This window comes from Streptomyces xinghaiensis S187 (assembly GCF_000220705.2).
Lineage (GTDB): Bacteria > Actinomycetota > Actinomycetes > Streptomycetales > Streptomycetaceae > Streptomyces > Streptomyces xinghaiensis.
In genome coordinates, this window is record NZ_CP023202.1 from 1 (window position 1) to 18,650 (window position 18,650).

Sequence of the window (18,650 nt, forward strand, 5' to 3'; positions counted from 1 at the left end):
CGCAAGACCCTGCTCGACGAGGCCGGGATGGTCTGGGAACCCGGCCAAGAGGGCTGGGAGAACAAACTCGCCGCGCTGCGCTCCTTCCACCGCGCCCACGGCCACCTCGCCCCCCGGCGCGACGCCGTATGGGGCGACGCGCACAGTGAACTGGTCCCGGTCGGGGAACACATGGCCAACCTCCGCCGCCAAGGCAGCCTCGGCAAAAGCCCCGAACGCGCCGCAGCCCGCGCCGCACAGCTCGCCCAGATCGACCCGGACTGGAACTGCCCCTGGCCACTTGACTGGCAACGCCACTACGCCGTTCTGCGTGACCTCGCCGCCGACGAACCCGACGGCGTCCTGCCGAACATCGCCCCCGGCGTCCTCTTCGAAGGAGACGACCTCGGCACATGGCTCCACCGGCAACGCCGCAGCTGGGCGGAGCTCTCCGAAGAACAGCAGCAGCGGCTGAAAGCGCTGGGCGTGAAACCCGCCGAACGCCCCGCCTCGGCCCCGACGGCCATAAGTGGAGGGAAAGGACCAGCCTTCCAACGCGGTCTGGCGGCCCTCACCCAGTGGATCCAGCGCGAGGGCATCCAGAAGGCAGTACCGAGAGGACACGTCGAACGCGTCGTCATCGACGGCCAGGAACACCAACACAAGCTCGGCGTATGGATCTCCAACACTCGCGCGAGGCGAGACAAGCTCACCGCGGAGCAGCGCGCCGCCCTCGCTGAACTCGGAGTCGAGTGGGCCTAGCGGGACTGTAAGACGTTCGGTGTAACTCCTGATCAAGGAAGATGCATCGATGACCAGTGAGAACGTGACCGAGACCCAGTCCGTCGAGACGCCTGAGCCGCAGCCGTCCAGGGCGGTGGACGACCAGCTCATCGACGAACTGGTGGGCCGGGCCCAGGCCGAGGGCCTGCAGCTGACGGGCGAGGGCGGTCTGCTGCAGCAGCTGACCAAGCGGCTGCTGGAGTCGGCACTCGAGGGCGAGATCACCGACCACCTCGGCTACGACAAGCACGATCCGGCCGGTAAGAACGGAGGCAACTCCCGCAACAGCACCCGCGGCAAGACCGTACTCACCGATGTCGGACCGGTCGAGATATCCGTGCCCCGCGACCGCGAAGCCCGCTGGACCATGCGCTGGAAAACCGCCCTGAACGCATTCGACATCACCTTCGACGGCCGACTCTCCGCAGCCCGCCAGTAACCCCAACCACCCTGGTTACACCGCTCGTTTGACAGTCCCCGGACAGTCGACCTCGACACGCGCGCTGCAGTGGGCAGCCCGTGCCCAGGTCGAGAAGGCCAACGGCCCACCCCCTGGAAGGGGTCGTGTGCACCCCTGTGCCAGGAGTTTTCCGGCGATCACCCGCCCGGCATCGGGCTGGTCTTCGAGTAGTTGCCGGGCCTGGTCCGCCGGCGAGCCGTCGGCCGGGAGGAGCGCGTTGGCATCAGCCATGTCGATGTTCCTGGGAATGGTTTGCCGTAGACCGGACAGCCGCGCGCCGGGGCGGGTTTCCGGGATGTCCAGTGCAGCAGGCGCCGGAACGGTGGCCGACAAGGTCTGCACCGCGGCCAGACGCTCCGTCGTGGTCCGATCGGCGGCCTCCGCCGGTCTCCCTCCTCTGCCCGCCAGATGCTCGAACCGGCTGCCCGTGTGCGCCGCCGTGCCGGGCGGCAGTCCGATACCGAAGTGCCGCTGCAGATCCGCAACAGCTCGAGCGTGGGTTATGGCGGCGCGCCGTCGTTCCCGGGGACGGCTGTGAGAGGTCGGCCGAGGACAGCAGCGGCTCCGGTTCTGGACGGGACGGGGTTGCGGGCGGGTGATAGCGCGGCGGCACGGACTGTGGGACGGCCCACGACAGCGCCGGTTTGCCGGCGGCTGCGGCCCCGGACCGTTTTTCGCCTCGGAGACGGTGGAGGGGGCGTCGAGGGTACGCCGGGTGCGGAGCGGCCATCGGCGTGCCACACGGGCACGACCGTGCGGGTCTGTTATGCGCGGTCCTCCTCGGGATCCTCGCGGGGTGTTTCCGTCACGGCGCTCTCTGCGGGCTCTTCCTTGCGCCAGGTAACTGTCACCTTGAGGGTGGCCTTGCCCCCGGCCTCCGTCACGACGCTCACCAGCTGGCCGCTTTTGGCTGCGATTTCGATGCCGAATTCGAGCGTTACTTCGTCCGGGGCCGCGTGCTGCAGTCCGGACCTGACGCTGCGCGTGACGGTCTCCAGGGTCTGGGGGAGATCGCCGAGCTGCCGTGACAGGCGGTCACCGAAGCCGGTGTCCCGGGGGCCCTCGTCTTCGTCGTTGACGCGCACCCATATCGAGGTTCCGTCCGGCATGGTTGCCTGGACCGTATCGGCCACGTGCTCTCCTCTCTGTTTGGCTTGTCGCCTTCCTGGCGAAAGGATGCCCGGTTCCGGGGACGCCCGGCGGCCGGTCACCTAGAATTACTTCACGGTCACGGAGGGGGCATGGTCATGGTCGGCCAGCATGCGCGGTCGTCGCCGGAGAAGGTCTATCTCTCCGACGTCGAGATCCATCGGCAGTCCCCCATCGCAAGCGCCGAGGATCTCCGGGCACGCGTGCTGTTCCACGTTCTGCTGTCCGACACTCTGCTTGTTGGCGATTCGCAGTCGCTCAACACTCCCCTCTTCCGTGCTCTGGTGTCGTCTCACGAAGCCGGCGGTCAAGCCGTGAGGTCGGATCTCGCGCCGCTCCTGGGCAGCGGCCGTATCCGGGTCGCGTGCCGGGACGGGCAGAGGCTGACGGCCGTCCGGGATGCTCAGAAGCTGCGGAAGGTCGAACACGTGCCCAGTGCCGCATACGCGGAGCTGGTGGACCGCATGACGCATGCGCACGCGGTCACCTACCGTCTTGACGCCGTATCGGCTGCCTTCAAGTCCGGGGTGATCCGGCTGCTGGAGGAGCTGACGCGGGACGCCGGGGGAGAGACGCGCGGAACGGTTGAAGCCGCGCTGGAGTTTGTGAGGGGGCAGGAGCCGCTGTACTTCAAAGCTCTGAGGGATTGGGAGGAGTCCTTCCGGACGAACTCCTCGGGAAGCACGGAAGTCGTGCTCGCCGTGGCCGCCGTGGACCGGGCCGCGGGCGAGTCGTACCGCCAGGCACTCCCCCATGTGCTGGGAGCCGGGACGGCTGCCCCGCGCAGTGTCGAACTGCCCGCCGCTGCCACCCGCACGGTCCTGGAGCGCACCTCGCTGCCGGCCGGTGTTCTCGACGGTTTCCTGCTGGGCAGACTGCCGGTCGAGGTGTTCCTGGAGGCCACCGAGCAGCCGTCCCGCGGCGTCCTCGTTCGCCAATTGGGCTTGCTGCGTCGAGGCAGCCGACCAGACCTGTCCCAGCTGGTGGAGGCCATGGCTGAGTTCAGCAACTGGGTGCAGGAGGCCTTCGTCCGCGCCTTCCGCGATACCGACGAACGCGCGCGGGCGGTCCTGGACGGCAATCACAACTTGATGCGCTTCGGCATCTTCCAGGACTCGCTGACCGGTGCGCTCGGCGCCGGACTCGACATGCCGGCGGCCGGCGGGGAGGAGGACTACCTCGAGCTGCAGGTCGTCGACCGGAGTGTGCCGGCCGCAGACGGTGCGGCCGGCATCGGAGCGCTCGACGCACGGCAGATGCGGCAGCGCGTGATCACGGGTGCGTATGTGGGCTGACTCGCACGCCGCTCACGTCGGCGGCCCGGAGCCGGTGCCGGAGTCGTCCGCCAGGGCAAGTGCCAGGGCAGCCAGCGTCACGCCACAGGTGACGCTGCCGCTCTGCAGCCACTTCACCACCTCCGTGCGCGAGGCCCAGACCGGCTCGGCCACCGATTCCATGGCCTCCGGCTCGGCTGCCGGTGGGGCGTCTGCCGATCCGGTGGGGCGGACTTCGGCGGCGAAAACGTGCACGTCCGATTCGATCAGGCCGGTCTCGGCGTGGATGACGCCCAGGGGGCGCAGTGCGGACGGGGCGCAGTCGAAGCCGGTCTCCTCCCGCAGTTCCCGTGCGGCTGCCACGGCTGGATCCTCGTCCGCTTCGCAACCGCCCCGGGGGAATTCCAGGGAGACCTCGCCGATCGGGTATCGGTAGGTGGGAACGAACGCGAGGCCGTCTTGTCCCATGGGGACGATCACCACTCCGCTGTGGGACCACTGCCAGCGCAGGTAGCGGCCCGGCTTGCCCGAGGGCGAGAGCACTTCGTCGTTGAACAGCGCGCCGAAGCGGTTCCGGAAGACCTCCACTGCCCGCTGCCGCCGGATGGGTGGGGGTTGGGCGTGGGCGGAGGTTTCGTTGTCCATCGGCGCCGGGCTCCTCTCAGCTCGTGCGACCGTCCAGCACAGTCTTCATCTGCACCCATGATGCGTGTTCGTGTGTGAATTCGTCGAGTTCGTCACTGAGTTGGAGCAGCACCTGGAGCACCAGCGCCTGCTGCTCACGCCGTCGCGGCGAGGTGCGCAACGGCAGCGCCGCGCGCTCCGTCGCCGCCCGGCTCAGCACCTGATAGGCCTCGTGGAAACGCCCGGCCCGGATCAGCCCGAAGCCATGGCGCTGCAGGGTCTCGGGCAGCCGGGCGAGATAGCGGCCGGGCCGGAGCCTGGCCACGTCCTCCAGCCGCTCGACCGCCTGCATGCTGGAGGTGAGGGCCTCCTCGGTCCTGCCTGTGCGATGGCGGCACTCGGCCAGGGTTTCCAGGCAGTCGAGGTACACCTCGTCCTCACGGGCTCCTTCCGGCACCTGTTCGCACCGCATGACGCCCTCGGCGGCGTCACGGGCCGCGCCGTTGACCTGTGTGTCTCCAAGCCGCAGCAAGGCCAGCGTGCTCAGCGCACCTGCCATGTCCATGAGGGTGCGATGCCGCGTCTCGGGATTGCTGCCGATGAGCTGCCGGTACAGGGACACGGCCTCGACGCTGAGCCCCAGGGCCGACTCCGTCTGCCCGGACCGGTGCCGCAGCAGGCTCAGGTTGTGCAACGCCGCGGCGTAGTCGGACCGGTACTGCGCGGACCTCCGGACAAGATCGCGGCTGAGCAGGACCGCCTCGTCAGCTGCCCGCACGGCGTCCTCCCGGTGTCCGCTCTCCTCCAGTCGCAGGCTGTACCTGCGCAGACGTTTCAGACGGACGTGCCGGCTGGTGTCGTCGCTCCCCGTGTCGGGCACGTGGAGCAGCCGCCGGAGTACGAGTGCCGACAAGGCGGAGAGGCTGGACGGATAGCGGGGAAGGCGGGGTTCGACACGGCAGAGCAGGTCGGTCTCGCAGGTCTCCAGCACCGGTTGGATCAGGTCCGCCAGGGGTTCAGCGTGCGGCACGCGGGCACCGACGGTCACGAGGGCCGGCACCAGGACTTGAGGGTTGTCGCGTACGGCCTGCGCAAGCGCCCGGTCGAGGACCGTGTGGGCAGGGTGGTCCGCAACCCGGCCCACGGTCGTGCAGCCACGGGCCCGGGCCAGGACGTCGAGTGTCTCCACCACGGCCGTGGTCCGCGCCTGCTCGTTGCCAAACGCGGATCCGTCCAGGACCGTCCCGATGTAGGCGACGGCGTCGCCTGAACTCTCGGGCTCCGCCAGCACACGCCGCACCAGGATCTCGCCGAGCCGGTCGGGCTCAAGGGGCGCGACGTGGTCACCTTCCGTCGCGGGATAGAGCGCGCGTAAGCAGGAATGCACTGCAGGGGCGTTGACGGGCGGCTGCCCGGGGAAGGCAGTCCTGCGCACGGACGTCAGCAGCGCGGTCAGCTCACCGCGGTCCCGCCGCTGGGCCAGGGTCGGCACCAGCAACAGGCCTTCTGCCATCAGCCGTCCGGTACGCCCCGCCAGGACACCGCCTGTCCCGAGGCGGTCCTCCAGGAGCGTGTACCAGCCCGTGATCTCATGCCGGCAGATTCGTGCCAGCGGATCGTCGCTTTCCTTCCACTCCTGGCCCTGGCGCAGGGTCAGGACGGCGTCGAGGGCAGCCGCGAGCATGCCCAGAACCGAGTCCTGCCGGCCGGCCCGGCGCGCGAGAGACGGTGGCATGAACACCCACGGGCATTCCAGCAGGCGTGCGAACTCCCCGAACGCCTCGGTGACCAGGGTGCCGGGGTCCTTGGCGCTCAGCGTGTTGGGCAGCCTCTGCGAGCTCGCCCCCCTCAAAGCCCAGTCCTCGATGTAGTGTGTTTCGAACTCCTCCTTCAGCGCATGCCACAACGGCTCCTCGGAACGTGCCAGCAGCAGCACGCGCAGGGTGATGCCATCAGGCCGGTGCCGGTGGATATGCGCCATGAGAGCGCTGATGTCGCCGAGCCGTGCTTGGGCGTAGTCGAACACCACCAAGCAGGGGAAACCCGCGCCGAGCGCGGCGGTGAGGCCTTCCAGCCACTGGGGCCGGCGCAGAGGGTTGCCGAGCGACTCCCTGTCCGCGAATCCGGCGATCCAGCCCATGTGCCGCAGTCGGTGGCACAGTTCGGCGGACAGGCGGGTCTTGCCCGAACCGCCCGCGCGTACAGCAGGCGCAGCAGCTGATCGTCGAGTTCCCAGCACCAGTTCTGGAGCTCGCCGAGTTCTGGGCGGTCCACGAACGGCATCGCTCCGCGTGCCAGCATCTGCGCCGGCGTGTTCCGCGGACTCAGACCGCCGGGCTCGGGACCGAAGAGGCCGGCCTGCCGTCCCTTGCGGTCGCGGGCGAGATCGAACCAGACCGTCCCGGGCCGGTGCGCGGCATGGTTGCGTTCCAGCAACCCCGGCGAGCATTCCTCCACGGCGTCGACGGGAATCAGCCATCCCCCCGACATTCCCCTCTCGTGGCGTGAGGCCTTGAGTACCCCGCACACACGCCCCGTCGTTGTATCGAGCACCGGACTGCCGCTGAATCCCTGGACCACCTGGTCCCACTGAAGCCGCACGAAGCGCCCGCTGCGACCGGCCACCGTGAGGTGCAGGGTGTCGGGCTGGACGCCCGGTTCCAATGTGTGCCCGCTGAATCCGTGGATGGACACAGCCGCCGCCTGCCTCGGCCCGGCACTGCCAAGCCACACCCCCCGCACATCGTGTGCCGGCTCGCTCAGCCGCACTTCGGCGAGATCCGGAAAACCGTAGGTGCTTCCTGCGCCCTTCGCCTCGGGCACAAGACTCACGACCTCGACCGCGACGGTGCGCCCCCCGACCATCGCCGTCACGCTGCCCTCCCCGCGCCCGGCCACCACGTGCGCACACGTCAGGACGGTGTCAGGTGTCACCAAGAACCCGGTCCCGCAGAAAGCCTGGCCGGCCCGGATACCCACGACGTTCCGCTCGGTCAGGACGCGCAGCCGCTCCAGCGCCTCACTGTCCAGGCCATCGTGTGTCGTCATCGATCCCCCCGGGAGCGGCCCCACGCAACGGACTCGTCGCCGGGTGCCTTCCCGGCAGTATTCTGCCGGGAAGCCAGCCACGGCATCGCTTCGTACCGTGTTCCGGCGCGCTGCCGTTCAACGCGCTCTTCCAGCGGCTGGTCCAGCGGGCCTGGCCCTTGCCGGTGGGGTCCAGGGACATGATCGCCATGTAGACGCACTGCAGGGCGGCGGTCTCGTTGGGGAAGTGGCCGCGGGCTTTGACCGCCCGGCGGATCCGCGCGTTGACCGACTCGATCGCGTTGGTCGTGCAGACGATGCGGCGGATCTCGGTGTCGAACCGCAGAAACGGCGTGAACTCCTCCCCGGCGTTCTCCCACAGCTTCACGATGGCCGGGTACTTCCGGCCCCATGCCTCGGCGAACTCCGCGAACCGCTCGAGGGCGGCCTCCAGGGTCGGCGCGGTGTGGACGGGCTTGAGGAGCTTGGCAATCTTGTCCCAGTCCCGGCGGGCGGCATAGCGGAAGGAGTTCCGCGCCAGGTGCACCACGCAGGTCTGCACCACCGTGCGGGGCCAGACGGTCTCCACCGCGTCCGGCAGGCCCTTGAGTCCGTCGCAGACCAGCATGAGGACGTCGCCCACGCCGCGGTTCTTGAGCTCGGTGAAGATGTGCATCCAGTGTTTGGCGCCCTCGCTGCCGTCGCCGGCCCACAACAGGCCCAGGATGTCCCGCCGGCCCTCGGCGGTGACGGCCAGGGCCACGTACACAGGGCGGTTGGCGACCGCGCCGTCGCGGATCTGCACACGGATGGCGTCGATGAAGACCACCGCGTAGACCGGATCGAGAGGCCGGTTCCGCCATTCGACCATGCCGTCCAGCACCTTGTCGGTGATGGTGGAGATCGTCTGGCGGGAGACCTCGGCTCCGCAGACCTCGGCCAGATGGGCCCGGACCTCGCCGGTGGTCAGGCCCTTGGAAGCCAGGGAGATGACCATCCCGTCCACGCCGGTCAGGCGCTTCTGCCGCTTCTTGACGATCTCCGGTTCGACGGTGCCGTCCCGGTCGCGGGGTGCGGTGATCTCCACCGGCCCGACCTCGGTGAGCACGGTCCTGCCGCGTTTGCCGTTGCGGTGGTTGCCGCCGTTCTTCCCGGCCGGATCATGCTTGTCATAGCCGAGGTGGTCTCGGTGATCCCGCCTTCGAGGGCGGACTCCGGGAGCCGTTTGGTCAACTGCCGCAGGAGCCCTCCCTCACCGGTCAGCTGCAGACCCTCGGCCTGGGCCCGGACGACCAACTCATCGATCAGCTGGTCATCCACGGGCCCGGCAGTCGCCAACTCGGCTTCCTCGGCTGCCGGGGCTCGTTCACGTCATCGCGTGTCATCCGATGCATCCTCCACGGTCGGGAGTTACACCGAACCATTTACAGTCCCTCTAAGGGCTGGGGCCGGGTCGGCCGTGGTTGTCGACGACGTGGGCTGCGAACTTGGTGACAGGGGGTGTCACAGCGCACTGTGCAGCGGTGGGCAGCCGCTTCCGGGGTCAGCCGCCCGGAGGAGCGGGGCACCGGTGACTTCTCAGGACCGTGCCGAGTACTGCGTCCGCCGGAAAGTACCCCATGTGGCGGGAATCGCGGCTGACGTTCTGGTTGTCACCCAGCAGAACCAGCTTTCCGGGTGGTACCAGGTCCTGCGGGGCGTGTGCGAGCACGGGCGCCAGGTCGCGGGGCACCGGGTCTCCGGGGACGGCGGCCACCCGCTTGATCAGCCAGGCCGGGGCCAGGTCCGGTCCCGCGGGCGGCAGGTCGGCAACGACGACCACCTGGCCGGGGACCGGTGGCCGGTCGCGGCGGACCAGCACCCGGTCGCCGTCGCGGTAGGCGGGTGCCATGCTCATGCCCCGGACCGTGACCGAGATCAGGACGCGGCCCAGGGCGTGCGCCAGCGCAGCGCTCACGGCCAGAACCAGTGCGAGCAGGCCGCACAGCAGGGTCAGGCCCTCCGCCTCGGCCGCCAGGGAGCCCAGTACACCGGCTGCCAGCATTCCCGCGGCGGCAGCGCTCAGCAGCACCGCGCCTCGGCCAAGTGCTGAAACCGGCTCCGGCCTGATGGTGGTGGTGCGCTCTGCGTTCATCGCCGTTCACTGCCCTCCCGTCATCGCGGGCGCGCCTTCCCGCATGCCCTGGTAGCCCGCCGCCTGCAGGCGGAACAGCCGGGCGTAGGCGCCGCCTTGGGCCAGGAGGGCGGCGTGCGTGCCCTGTTCCGCGATTCGTCCTTCCGCGAGGACGACGATCAGGTCCGCGTCACGTACGGCGCCGAGCCGGTGCGAGATGAGCAGGCTGGTGCGGCCCTGTCTGGTCCGCCGCAGTGAGGTGTGGATCTCGTACTCGGCCTCGGCGTCGAGACCGGCGGACGGCTCGTCGAGGATCATCAGATCCCGCCCGTCGCGCAGGAACGCCCGGGCCAGCGCGACCCGCTGCCACTCTCCGCCGGAGAGCACGACGCCGTTCTCCGGATCGTCCTTCTCCAAGTCCATGAAGAACATCCGGGACAGCAGGGTCTGATAACCGCAGGGCAGCGCGGTCAGCCGCTCGTGGATTCCGGCGCGCTGGGCGGCGGCTGCCGTGCGCGCGTCGTCGTCCAGGGCGGCCAGATTGCCGAGCGCGATATTTTCCCGCGCGGTCAGGTCGTAGCACATATAGTCCTGGAACACCGCGCCGATCCTGGCACGCAACTCGGCCATGTCGAGGTCGCGGATGTCCGTGCCGTCCCAGAAGATCACGCCCCGCGTCGGGTCGTAGAACCGGCACAGCAGCTTGACCAGCGTGGACTTTCCGGCACCGTTCAGACCCACCAGAGCCACCGCCGTGCCGTGCGGGATGCGCAGGTTCACCCCGCGCAGGACCCAGGGGTGGTCGGGCGAGTAGCGGAACCAGACGTTGCGCAGCTCGATCCCCTCGCGCAGCGGCGGCACGGAGTCCCGGCCGGGACAGAGGTCGGGCCCGGCCGTGGTGACCGCCATGTAGTGGCCGAACATCAGCAGCGCCTGATGAGCCCGGGCCGTCTCGCCGGCGAGCGCTGCCAGTGCGCCCTGCACCCCGGCCACTGCCGCGACGAAGATCGTCACATTGCCGATCGAGAGAGCACCCCGGTGGGCCTCGCCGATCGCCCAGAGCAGGCCTGCCCCGGCCACCAGCGCGGCGACCGCCGCGAGCACGGTCTGGGCCAGCACCTCCCGCCGGTCCATCGCCCGCTTGGCCTCGTTCGCCATGCGGCGTTCGGCGGTCATCCGGTTGCGGAAGAAGGTGCCGGTGTCCAAGAGCCGGATCTCCTTCGCAGCTTCGACAGTGGACAGCAGGTCGCTGTAGAAGGCCTCCCGTCGCTCCACCGGTCCGAGATCCCACAGCATGCGTGCTCGGCGCCGGGACAGCAGTAGCTCCGCCGCCAGTGTCGGTGCCCCGGCCCCCAGGATCAGTCCGGCCATCACCGGGCTGATCAGGACGAGGGAGCCGAGGAAACCGGCAATCGTGATTCCCGAGCGCACCATCGCAACCAGGCCGTCCACGGCCTGGTTGCCGTACGGGGATCCGCCGTTTTGCTGGGCGAGCCGGAGCCGGTCGAGGAAACGCGGGTCCTCGAACCGGCTCAGCCCGGCGAATTCCTCCACCGCCCGGAACAACCGGTCCTGCGTGACCAGGCCCACGCGCCGGTCGAGTTCCGCTCGCAGGTACTGGGTGAGCTGCGGCTGCGCACCGGCGACCACCCCCGTCACGGCGAGCGCCGCGCCGAGGCTGATCAGCCGCGCGGGGCGGCGTGGCCGATCAGCCCGTCCAGCAGCAGCTTCGTCAGCCAGGCTCCCGCCACCGGCAGGGCGGCCGCGGTCAGGGCCAGCGCCAGGTACAGACAGAGCATGCCGGGCGCGGCCCGCCACAGCAATGCGGCCGCGACGACGGCACGACGGGCCAGCGGGTGGGTGCCGGTGGGTGCCGTCATGCCGCGGCCACGGCCTGTTCCAGCGCCACCCGGTCGTCCGTGACGATCACCCGGTCCCGGCGGTCCCGGGCGACGGCCAGCACCAACGGGTAAGCCCGTACCTTGAACGCGGTGCCCACCGGTCCGTCCGGGCTCTCCCGTACCACTTGGGCGACCGGCGCCAGGGCGCTGAGGAACTCCGTCCCCTCGTGGGGTTCGGCTACCACGACGGCCAGCACCCGGTCCCGGCCGCCGGGCAGCGTGCTCGCGTACTCCACGAACTTCGGCATTTTCTCCTGACACGGTCCGCAGTCCGGCGAGAAGAACGCCACCAATGTCTCCTCGGCCATCGCCGCCCGGTTCAGCGGCTTCCCCTCCACGGTGAGTGTGGTGAACTCGCCGACTTCCTCGCCCGCCTTGATGGAGGCAGGGCCGCCATTCAGGTCGGTCAGCAGTGCGGTGTGCTCGCGCAGGCGTCTGATCACTCCCAGCGTGAGCATCAGGTCAAGCACGCAGAGCAGCCCGGCCAGAACCGCGGCCGCGGTCAGAATCGGCATCATGATGCGTCTCCGTCTCGTTCTTGTCGTTCGGGGTGTCCAACGGCCGGAACAGGCTGAGGAGGTCATCCGCGACGGTGATCAGCCCGCCCGCCAGCAGTCCTCCGGCCACCGCCACCACCACGCCATCGGGCCGGACGGGGCCCCCGGGCCCCGTACCGGAGACGGCGGCCGCGCCCGCCGCCGCGGCGGCCAGCAGAGCGTTGCGGACGATGTGCCAGGGGCCGAGCAGGCTGGTCGAGGTGCCGAAGCAGCGGCACGGCGTGCGTACATCCCGCCGCATCGCCGTCGCGATCCCCACCGCGAACACCGTCAGCAGTCCGGCCGCAAGCGTGCATCCCGTGGTGGTCGCCGCCGGCCCCGGCACCGCCAGCAGCACCCAGATCGCCGTCTCGGCACCGATCACGCAGCCCGCGACCAGGCGGGCCGGGCCCATCCGCAGCGGCCACAGTCCGCGCAGCGAGGTCACGAACCCGGGGAAGGCGTTCCGGCCGGCCACTTTGCTGATCGACGAGACCAGGAAGACGACGCCGACAAGACACCGCACCCCGATGACCAGGTACTGCATCGCAGTCCCTCCCTGTGCTTCCTGCGCGCCCAGCGCGGCGGCATCGGCCGCACCAGGCGCGCGAACAGCCGGAACCGATACCGTCCTCAGCAGAAGCAGCTGTAGGACTTGCCGTTGTTGCAGGTCGAGCAGGGTGCGTTGTAATTGCAGCCCCCGCCGTACGCCTTGTTGCACTGCCAGCAGGCGGGCCACGATTTGCAGGCCGCCTCCGCGGCGGCGGCCTCGACCCTCGGCACGAAGAGGCCAAGGAGGCTGCTCCCCAGTGCTTCCAGCTTCTTGTACACGTCCGTACTCCTTCAGCTCGGTGGATTGGCCGCCCGCAGCACAGGCATGAGCCTGCCGACCGGGCGGGTTGCTCGGCGTGGCAGTCACCAAGGGTTGGTGGACCCCCGGCGTCTGCATCACCGATTGCAGCGGCCACGCCGGCCACTTGGCTTGTGGGGCATCGCGTACTCGGCGTGCCCCGCACCCGCATGGCCGGACGGCGTGGACCGGCCCCCGGCCTGATCTGGTCTTCACAGGCCGGAGACGTAGTCAGCAGACTGCTCCAGGGGCAGGCTGGGCGGCTTGTACGAATGCGAAGCAACGCGGCCGAGGACTCTTGGGAGCCGTCATGCGTTCCGGCCGCAGGAGTGTGGCCGGCGCCATTGCCAGGAGCCGATTCAGGGGGATGAGGCCGTGCGAGAGGAAGTGAAGGGTCACGTGCGGCAGGCGCCCGGCTGGTTACGGGCGGACGTGGTGAACTACGCCCGTTACGGGGTGGAGCACGGCAAACCGCGGCGCACGCTCCACCTTCCCGCGTGCACGGTGACCCTGTTCTTCGGGTGGGGCGACCCGATACGCCTGCACGACCCTTACGCCCGGGAGCGAGAAGGAACCACGTGGGAGGCGATGGCTGCTGGCCTGTGTTCCCACGCCGACATCAGCGAGATCTCCGGCACGGCCTGCGGAGTACAAGTAGAACTCACACCGCTGGGCGCCTACCGCCTGCTCGGCATCCCCCTGCACCACCTCGCGAACAGAGCGACCCATCCACAGGAGATCCTTGGGCACCGATGGGTTGCCCGGCTCACCGAACGACTGGTGCAGGCCTCGGACTGGCCGGAGGCATGTGCCGTCCTCGACGACGCGATCACCTCACGGCTCTGCGAGGGGCGGTGGCCCTCTCCGGTCGTCCTGGAAGCCTGGAGCAGACTACGCCGAGCCCACGGCCAGGTGACCGTCAGCGAACTCGCCCGAACCACCGGTCGCAGCCGACGCCGACTGGAGACGCTCTTCAGCGAACAGATCGGGCTTTCCCCCAAGGCCCTGGCCAGGGTTCTACGCTTCCAGAAAGCCATCACCTCGCCCCCGGCCCGGACCCTCGCCGAGACTGCCTCCACATGCGGCTACTACGACCAAGCCCACCTCAACCGGGACTTCCGCGCCCTGACCAACCTCACCCCCACCCAGATCAACAAGCTCGCTGCCACCGCCACCGAAGAATCAACTCCCGGACGCATCACCTCAATTGAGCTGACCCCGACTTCACGGGCTCCCTCAAACCCAGGAATCCGCCGCACAGTCCGGTAACCGTGGAGTCTCACACCACAACAACCGCAGCAGGGACCATAGCGATCTCCAACCCGACAGAGCCAACCAACCCCACCCTAGCTGCACCGTGCACTCCGGCCACGGAGCGGAATACACCTCCGACAACTCCGCCGCACAATTGGCCGGTTGGGATCGCGGCAGAGTATGGACGAACCGGCTCTCGCTATGACAACGCCGCCGCCGGAAGCTTCTTCGCACTGCCCACAGCAGAGATCGGCACCCGCCACTGGCCCGACCGGACCACCGCCCGCGCCGAGATCTTCGCCTTCATCAAAAACCTTCTATAACCGCAAACGGCTACGCAACACCCGCTGTGGGGGTACCTCACCCCGCTGGAGATCAGACAACGACACGGACAAGGACACGCCCTCGCGGCGTGAGCATCGAGTGCCCAACATCACGGGGAACTTCACCGGCTCCCGCGCCCGACGGCGCCCCACCTGTCCATCCGGTGAGGCCCGCCGGGGAAGCGGAAGCGCGCGGCAGGATCAGTCCATGAACACGGCCGGAGCCGGTGCTCCCGCAGGCCGCTGGAGCACGCCGCCGAAGTTGCCCTCGACCTCCGCCTTCTCCGCCGCGTTCGGGTAGGGGTTGGTGCAGGCCGTCCCCGCACTGGAACCCGACATCAGACTCGAGCACGGACCCGGTTTGCGGTCGGGCAGGCCCAGGATGTGACCGAGTTCGTGCGAGGAGATCCGCACCGTGTCATATCCCTGGTCAACCGCCTGCCGGCCCATGTAGACCGTCCCATTGCCCAGCGACGTGGTCTGGGCGCGGGGCCAGCCGTTATCGGCCAGGACCCGGATATTGGCGCGGCGGCCGGCCTCGACGGGACGCAGCTCCACCCCGTCGACGCTCTCGTTCCAGATCGCCGCACCCCGGTCGACCGCGCTCCTGAACTCCGCCGACGCGCTCGCGTCATAGGTGACCACACGGGCAGCAGCGGCGCTGCCCCCGGACACATCGGAAGGGGCGGCCGCGGCCTGACCCCCGACCAGGGCGAGAGCCAGTGTGAAAGCGGCGGCGGAGCCGCGGGCGAACCTACGGACAGGCATGGGCGTCCTCCTTGTGGGGGAAAGGCAGGCGCGTGTACATGACACACCCTCGCTCCCTGCCCACCCTGGGCCGGCCCCAATCCATCAATCGACCGACCCCGGCGTCACGCGGCCGACACCCCCACCCCCACCGCCGGACACGGACTGCACGGCCGGGGGCCGGCGCTCGGTGGCCCGCCGGGGCAGCGACGTGCCGGCCGGCCCGGGTGCGCCGCACCGGCCGTTCCTCGTAGCGCCTCCGCCACGGTCTGGGGTCATCCGTCGCTCGCTCCAGCCGGAGAGGCCGACGGCGGAAAGGGCGGCCGGAGAGGTGGTCCATTCACGCATCGGCACGGGGCGCGCCGGGCCCGGTGTCCGTTCTCAGCCTCCGTCCACGCCGGGGCACCGGGCGGGGAAGGCTTCCAGGAGGCGCTCCGGCGCCGCCTGCTGCCAGGAGTCGACGAGGATGTCGCGCAGCTCGCCGAGATCCTCCAGCGCGGCCAGCCGGACACGCACCCAGGCGGAACCGGCCTCGTGCGGCGGTACCCAGAACTTCTCCGGCTCGGCGGCGATCAGCTCCGTCCGTTCATGCCGGGGGCAGCGCACCGCGAAGGACGTCTCGTCGTCGGGGACGGTGACGAACATCTTCCCCGCGACACGAAAGGTGGGCATGCTCCACGCCTCCTTCTCCACGGTCTCCGGGAGGGACAGCGCGATACGGCGGACATCCTCGGCATCGATCACGGTCACGGTCACCACCGTAGCCAAGAACCTTTTCCGGCTCGGCCGGTTCGCGATTCCCTCCAGGACCGGCGTGCCCCACCCTGGCCGCCCGGCCGGCCTTACGGGCGGCCCTGGATTCCGGGGTCCAGGTCCCGGTCGCATGACGGTGCGGTGAGCAGCCGGGCCGGCCCCGTCCCGGCGCGGCTGGGGAGCGGCGAACGCCCGAAGGCCACGGGACCGGAGCGGCCGCCCGGTGCGGCCGCCGCCCGGGCCCGCGGAGGGCCGGAGGAGCCCCGCACCGCCGTGGCCGGAGCGGCGGGGACCGGTGCCGCCTACCGCGAGTGTCCGCCCGGACTGATGATCACGTCCAGGACCTCGCGGACCGCCGAGAAGGCGGCGTAGTTGATGCTCGCGGCCAGGGAGTCCGTGTCGCCTCCCTCGCCGGCCTGCTCCCTGGCTCCGGCTTCCTGCTCCACCGCCCAGTCCCGGGCGACCCTGATCCGGCGGAGGAGTTCGTCTGCGTCCACGGCTTCACTCATGACCGGAACCTACCCAGCCCTCGGCCGCCGCAGCCGGACGATCCCGTTCCGGGGCGGCGGGGTCCCGCCCGTGGCGGCTGGGGTCCCGCCCGTGGCGCCGCACGGAAGCGTCCTCCGGGCCCGGGCCGGGCCGCCCCTCCGGAGCCCTCTTCGACCTCTCCCCCGCAGCCGCCCGCAGCCGCCCGCACCGCCCGGGAACGCCCCGGCGCCTCGGAGGTTCCGCCCGCACAGGGGGGTGCTACCTTGTCCGATCAGCCGGTCCGGGTCGTGCCGCGCCGCAGGCCGGCGGGCCGGGCGGCACGGCGACGGCCCGCCCCGCCTCTTCCCGCGCCTCCTCCCCCACACCCCGAGCCCGTCTCCGGCACGGCGGCCGCTGCCGCGCCGGACGCGAGGGGAACCGCCCCTCCCGCGGTCCCCGTGAGAAAGGACAGTGGTATGGCAGTGACCTCTTCGGCAGCCTCCCGGCCGGGCGCCTACGCGGCCGCCCACCGCAGGAGCATCGAGGACCCCGAGGGCTTCTGGCTGGACGCCGCCCGCGAGATCGACTGGACGGTTCCGCCGTCGAAGGCCCTCGACGCCTCCCGCGCACCGCTGTACCGCTGGTTTCCGGACGGGGAGCTGAACACCTGCCACAACGCCGTGGACCGCCATGTGGAGGCCGGTCACGGGGACCGGCTCGCGATCGTCCACGACAGCCCCGTCACCGGCACCGTCACCCGGCTCACCTACCGGGAACTGCGCGACGAGACCGCCCGGCTGGCCGGTCTGCTGTCCTCCTGGGGAGTGGCCAAGGGGGACCGCGTCGTCATCTACATGCCGATGGTCCCGCAGGCGGCCGTCGCGATGCTGGCCTGCGCCCGGATCGGCGCGGTCCACTCGGTGGTCTTCGGCGGTTTCGCCGCGCACGAGCTGGCGGTGCGGATCGACGACGCCCGGCCGAAGGTGGTGCTGACCGCCTCCTGCGGGATCGAGCCGTCCCGCACCGTTCCGTACAAGCCGCTGCTCGACTCCGCCCTCGAACAGGCCGCTCACCGTCCGGAGCGCTGCCTGGTGCTCCAGCGGCCGCAGTACACCGCCGCGCTCACCGAGGGCCGGGACGCGGACTGGGCGGAGGCCGTGGCCGGCGCCGAGCCGGTGGGCTGCACGCCGGTCGCCGCCACCGACCCGCTGTACATCCTCTACACCTCCGGGACGACGGGCCGTCCCAAGGGCGTGGTCCGCGACAACGGCGGGCACGCGGTGGCGCTGCGCTGGTCGCTGGGGAACATCTTCGACACCCACCCGGGCGAGGTCTTCTGGGCCGCCTCCGACGTCGGCTGGGTCGTCGGCCACTCGTACATCGTCTACGGGCCGCTGCTCGCCGGCTGCACCACCGTCCTCTACGAGGGCAAGCCCGTCGGCACCCCGGACGCCGGCGCCTTCTGGCGGGTCGTCGCCGACCACGGCGTGAAGACGCTCTTCACGGCGCCCACGGCGATCCGCGTGGTCAAGAAGGAGGACCCGGAGGGCGAGCTGTTCGCCCGCCACGACACCGGCTCGCTGCGCGTCCTCTTCCTGGCCGGCGAACGGCTCGACCCGCAGACCTACCACTGGGCGGGCGCCCTGCTCGGTGTCCCGGTCGTCGACAACTGGTGGCAGACGGAGACCGGCTGGCCCATCGTCGCCGACCCCATGGGCCTGGAGCCGCACCCGACCAAGCCCGGTTCCCCCACCCTGCCGGTCCCCGGCTACGACGTCCGCATCCTCGGTGAGGACGGCCGGGAGGTGCCTGACGGCACCGACGGCGCCGTGGCCCTCAAGCTGCCGCTCCCGCCCGGCACCCTGCCCACGCTCTGGGGCGACGACCAGCGCTACATCGACTCCTACCTGTCCGTCTACGAGGGCTACTACCTGTCGGGGGACGGCGGCCGCAAGGACGAGGACGGCTACGTCTACATCATGGGACGCGTCGACGACGTGCTGAACGTCGCCGGGCACCGCCTCTCCAGCGGCGCGATGGAAGAAGTGCTCGCCGGGCATCCGGACGTCGCCGAGTGCGCGGTGATCGGGGTGCGGGACGAACTCAAGGGCCAGGTGCCGCGCGGGCTCGTGGTGCTCAAGGCGGGGGTGGACCGGGCCGCCGAGGAGATCGCCGCGGAACTCGTGGCCGCCGTCCGCGAGCAGATCGGCCCGGTCGCGGCGCTGCGGCGGATCGACGTCGTCGCGGGGCTGCCGAAGACGCGTTCGGGGAAGATCCTGCGCCGCACCATGCGGGACATCGCCGACGGCGGCGACCCCGCGCTGCCGTCGACCATCGAGGACCCGGCGGTGATCGGGGCCCTCCGCCCGGTGCTGCGCGACGATTCCTGAGGGGACGGGTTCGGGTTCG

General features: G+C 70.4%; 17 protein-coding genes and 2 pseudogenes. 5 read left to right on the forward strand and 14 right to left on the reverse strand.

The genetic code is table 11. From position 1 onward, the window contains the following. Together SXIN_RS00005 and SXIN_RS00010 are read left to right on the forward strand one after the other, a co-directional pair. Positions 1-741 (forward strand): helicase associated domain-containing protein (locus SXIN_RS00005; RefSeq protein WP_192883531.1); only part of this gene is annotated, 741 nt, incomplete at its 5' end. A 49-nt stretch (positions 742-790) separates the two neighbouring features. Continuing rightward, a pseudogene (locus SXIN_RS00010) lies at positions 791-1,114 on the forward strand (transposase); the annotation flags it as partial. Positions 1,115-1,216: 102 nt separating this feature from the next. Here SXIN_RS00010 and SXIN_RS31780 read toward each other — a convergent pair. Then, positions 1,217-1,963, reverse strand: a complete 747-nt coding sequence (locus tag SXIN_RS31780) for a DUF6308 family protein (protein WP_238153620.1) — start codon at positions 1,961-1,963, stop codon at positions 1,217-1,219. A gap of 23 nt (positions 1,964-1,986) precedes the next feature. Next, a complete protein-coding gene (locus tag SXIN_RS00015) occupies positions 1,987-2,355 on the reverse strand; it encodes a CU044_2847 family protein (protein WP_095756346.1) in 369 nt (122 codons plus the stop codon). Between the two features lie 108 nt (positions 2,356-2,463). Between SXIN_RS00015 and SXIN_RS00020 the strand changes: the two genes are divergently transcribed. Next, on the forward strand, positions 2,464-3,666 hold the full coding sequence (locus SXIN_RS00020) for a hypothetical protein (RefSeq protein WP_019707869.1): 1,203 nt from the start codon (positions 2,464-2,466) through the stop codon (positions 3,664-3,666). 12 nt (positions 3,667-3,678) lie between these two features. Here the strand turns inward: SXIN_RS00020 and SXIN_RS00025 are convergent, their stop codons facing one another. From SXIN_RS00025 to SXIN_RS00060, 9 genes and pseudogenes are all read right to left on the reverse strand, one after another. Beyond that, positions 3,679-4,290: an NUDIX hydrolase gene (locus tag SXIN_RS00025; RefSeq protein WP_019707870.1), complete on the reverse strand. Its 612-nt coding sequence runs from the start codon at positions 4,288-4,290 to the stop codon at positions 3,679-3,681. A gap of 16 nt (positions 4,291-4,306) precedes the next feature. Then, complete coding sequence (locus tag SXIN_RS00030; protein WP_192883532.1) at positions 4,307-6,250, reverse strand: hypothetical protein; 1,944 nt, start codon at positions 6,248-6,250, stop codon at positions 4,307-4,309. Beyond that, positions 6,160-7,317, reverse strand: coding sequence for a trypsin-like serine peptidase (locus tag SXIN_RS00035; protein WP_157916225.1), 1,158 nt, complete (start codon positions 7,315-7,317; stop codon positions 6,160-6,162). Before SXIN_RS00035 ends, SXIN_RS00030 begins: the two co-directional genes overlap by 91 nt. 106 nt (positions 7,318-7,423) lie before the next feature. Next, positions 7,424-8,634, reverse strand: a pseudogene (locus tag SXIN_RS00040) (IS256 family transposase); the annotation flags it as partial. 205 nt (positions 8,635-8,839) lie between these two features. Further along, positions 8,840-9,430 carry a S26 family signal peptidase gene (locus SXIN_RS00045; RefSeq protein WP_095756349.1) on the reverse strand — a complete coding sequence of 197 codons (591 nt, stop codon included), beginning with the start codon at positions 9,428-9,430 and terminating at the stop codon, positions 8,840-8,842. A 6-nt stretch (positions 9,431-9,436) separates the two neighbouring features. Beyond that, positions 9,437-11,068, reverse strand: a complete 1,632-nt coding sequence (locus SXIN_RS00050; protein WP_337589340.1) for an ABC transporter ATP-binding protein — start codon at positions 11,066-11,068, stop codon at positions 9,437-9,439. A gap of 23 nt (positions 11,069-11,091) precedes the next feature. After that, positions 11,092-11,289: a hypothetical protein gene (locus SXIN_RS32860; RefSeq protein WP_337589341.1), complete on the reverse strand. Its 198-nt coding sequence runs from the start codon at positions 11,287-11,289 to the stop codon at positions 11,092-11,094. Further along, positions 11,286-11,828: a TlpA disulfide reductase family protein gene (locus SXIN_RS00055; RefSeq protein ID WP_238153621.1), complete on the reverse strand. Its 543-nt coding sequence runs from the start codon at positions 11,826-11,828 to the stop codon at positions 11,286-11,288. Before SXIN_RS00055 ends, SXIN_RS32860 begins: the two co-directional genes overlap by 4 nt. Next, positions 11,773-12,585: a MauE/DoxX family redox-associated membrane protein gene (locus SXIN_RS00060; RefSeq protein WP_157916226.1), complete on the reverse strand. Its 813-nt coding sequence runs from the start codon at positions 12,583-12,585 to the stop codon at positions 11,773-11,775. The genes SXIN_RS00055 and SXIN_RS00060 overlap by 56 nt, the downstream gene beginning before the upstream one ends. A 486-nt stretch (positions 12,586-13,071) precedes the next feature. Between SXIN_RS00060 and SXIN_RS00065 the strand changes: the two genes are divergently transcribed. Further along, on the forward strand, positions 13,072-13,965 hold the full coding sequence (locus tag SXIN_RS00065; protein WP_157916227.1) for a helix-turn-helix domain-containing protein: 894 nt from the start codon (positions 13,072-13,074) through the stop codon (positions 13,963-13,965). A 509-nt stretch (positions 13,966-14,474) separates the two neighbouring features. On the opposite strand, the gene SXIN_RS00070 is transcribed toward SXIN_RS00065, so the two are convergent. The 3 genes from SXIN_RS00070 to SXIN_RS00080 form a co-directional block, all read right to left on the reverse strand. Beyond that, a complete protein-coding gene (locus SXIN_RS00070; protein WP_019708429.1) occupies positions 14,475-15,041 on the reverse strand; it encodes a snapalysin family zinc-dependent metalloprotease in 567 nt (188 codons plus the stop codon). 360 nt (positions 15,042-15,401) lie between these two features. After that, positions 15,402-15,764, reverse strand: a complete 363-nt coding sequence (locus SXIN_RS00075) for an MmcQ/YjbR family DNA-binding protein (protein ID WP_039820987.1) — start codon at positions 15,762-15,764, stop codon at positions 15,402-15,404. 311 nt (positions 15,765-16,075) lie between these two features. Next, entirely contained in the window at positions 16,076-16,282 is a 207-nt protein-coding gene (locus tag SXIN_RS00080) for a hypothetical protein (protein ID WP_157916228.1), read from the reverse strand. A 435-nt stretch (positions 16,283-16,717) separates the two neighbouring features. Here SXIN_RS00080 and SXIN_RS00085 point away from each other — a divergent pair, with 435 nt between their 5' ends. Then, complete coding sequence (locus SXIN_RS00085; RefSeq protein WP_019708427.1) at positions 16,718-18,631, forward strand: propionyl-CoA synthetase; 1,914 nt, start codon at positions 16,718-16,720, stop codon at positions 18,629-18,631. Positions 18,632-18,650 lie beyond the last annotated feature (19 nt).

What these genes read in the sequence shown, in the direction of transcription:
- SXIN_RS00035 (WP_157916225.1), bottom strand. Translation starts at nt 7,317, where the DNA reads ATGACGACACACGATGGCCTGGACAGTGAGGCGCTGGAGCGGCTGCGC.
- SXIN_RS00080 (WP_157916228.1), bottom strand. Translation starts at nt 16,282, where the DNA reads ATGAGTGAAGCCGTGGACGCAGACGAACTCCTCCGCCGGATCAGGGTC.
- SXIN_RS32860 (WP_337589341.1), bottom strand. Translation starts at nt 11,289, where the DNA reads ATGACGGCACCCACCGGCACCCACCCGCTGGCCCGTCGTGCCGTCGTC.
- SXIN_RS00055 (WP_238153621.1), bottom strand. Translation starts at nt 11,828, where the DNA reads ATGATGCCGATTCTGACCGCGGCCGCGGTTCTGGCCGGGCTGCTCTGC.
- SXIN_RS00045 (WP_095756349.1), bottom strand. Translation starts at nt 9,430, where the DNA reads ATGAACGCAGAGCGCACCACCACCATCAGGCCGGAGCCGGTTTCAGCA.
- SXIN_RS00085 (WP_019708427.1), top strand. Translation starts at nt 16,718, where the DNA reads ATGGCAGTGACCTCTTCGGCAGCCTCCCGGCCGGGCGCCTACGCGGCC.
- SXIN_RS00020 (WP_019707869.1), top strand. Translation starts at nt 2,464, where the DNA reads ATGGTCATGGTCGGCCAGCATGCGCGGTCGTCGCCGGAGAAGGTCTAT.
- SXIN_RS00025 (WP_019707870.1), bottom strand. Translation starts at nt 4,290, where the DNA reads ATGGACAACGAAACCTCCGCCCACGCCCAACCCCCACCCATCCGGCGG.
- SXIN_RS00030 (WP_192883532.1), bottom strand. Translation starts at nt 6,250, where the DNA reads ATGGCGCATATCCACCGGCACCGGCCTGATGGCATCACCCTGCGCGTG.
- SXIN_RS00070 (WP_019708429.1), bottom strand. Translation starts at nt 15,041, where the DNA reads ATGCCTGTCCGTAGGTTCGCCCGCGGCTCCGCCGCCGCTTTCACACTG.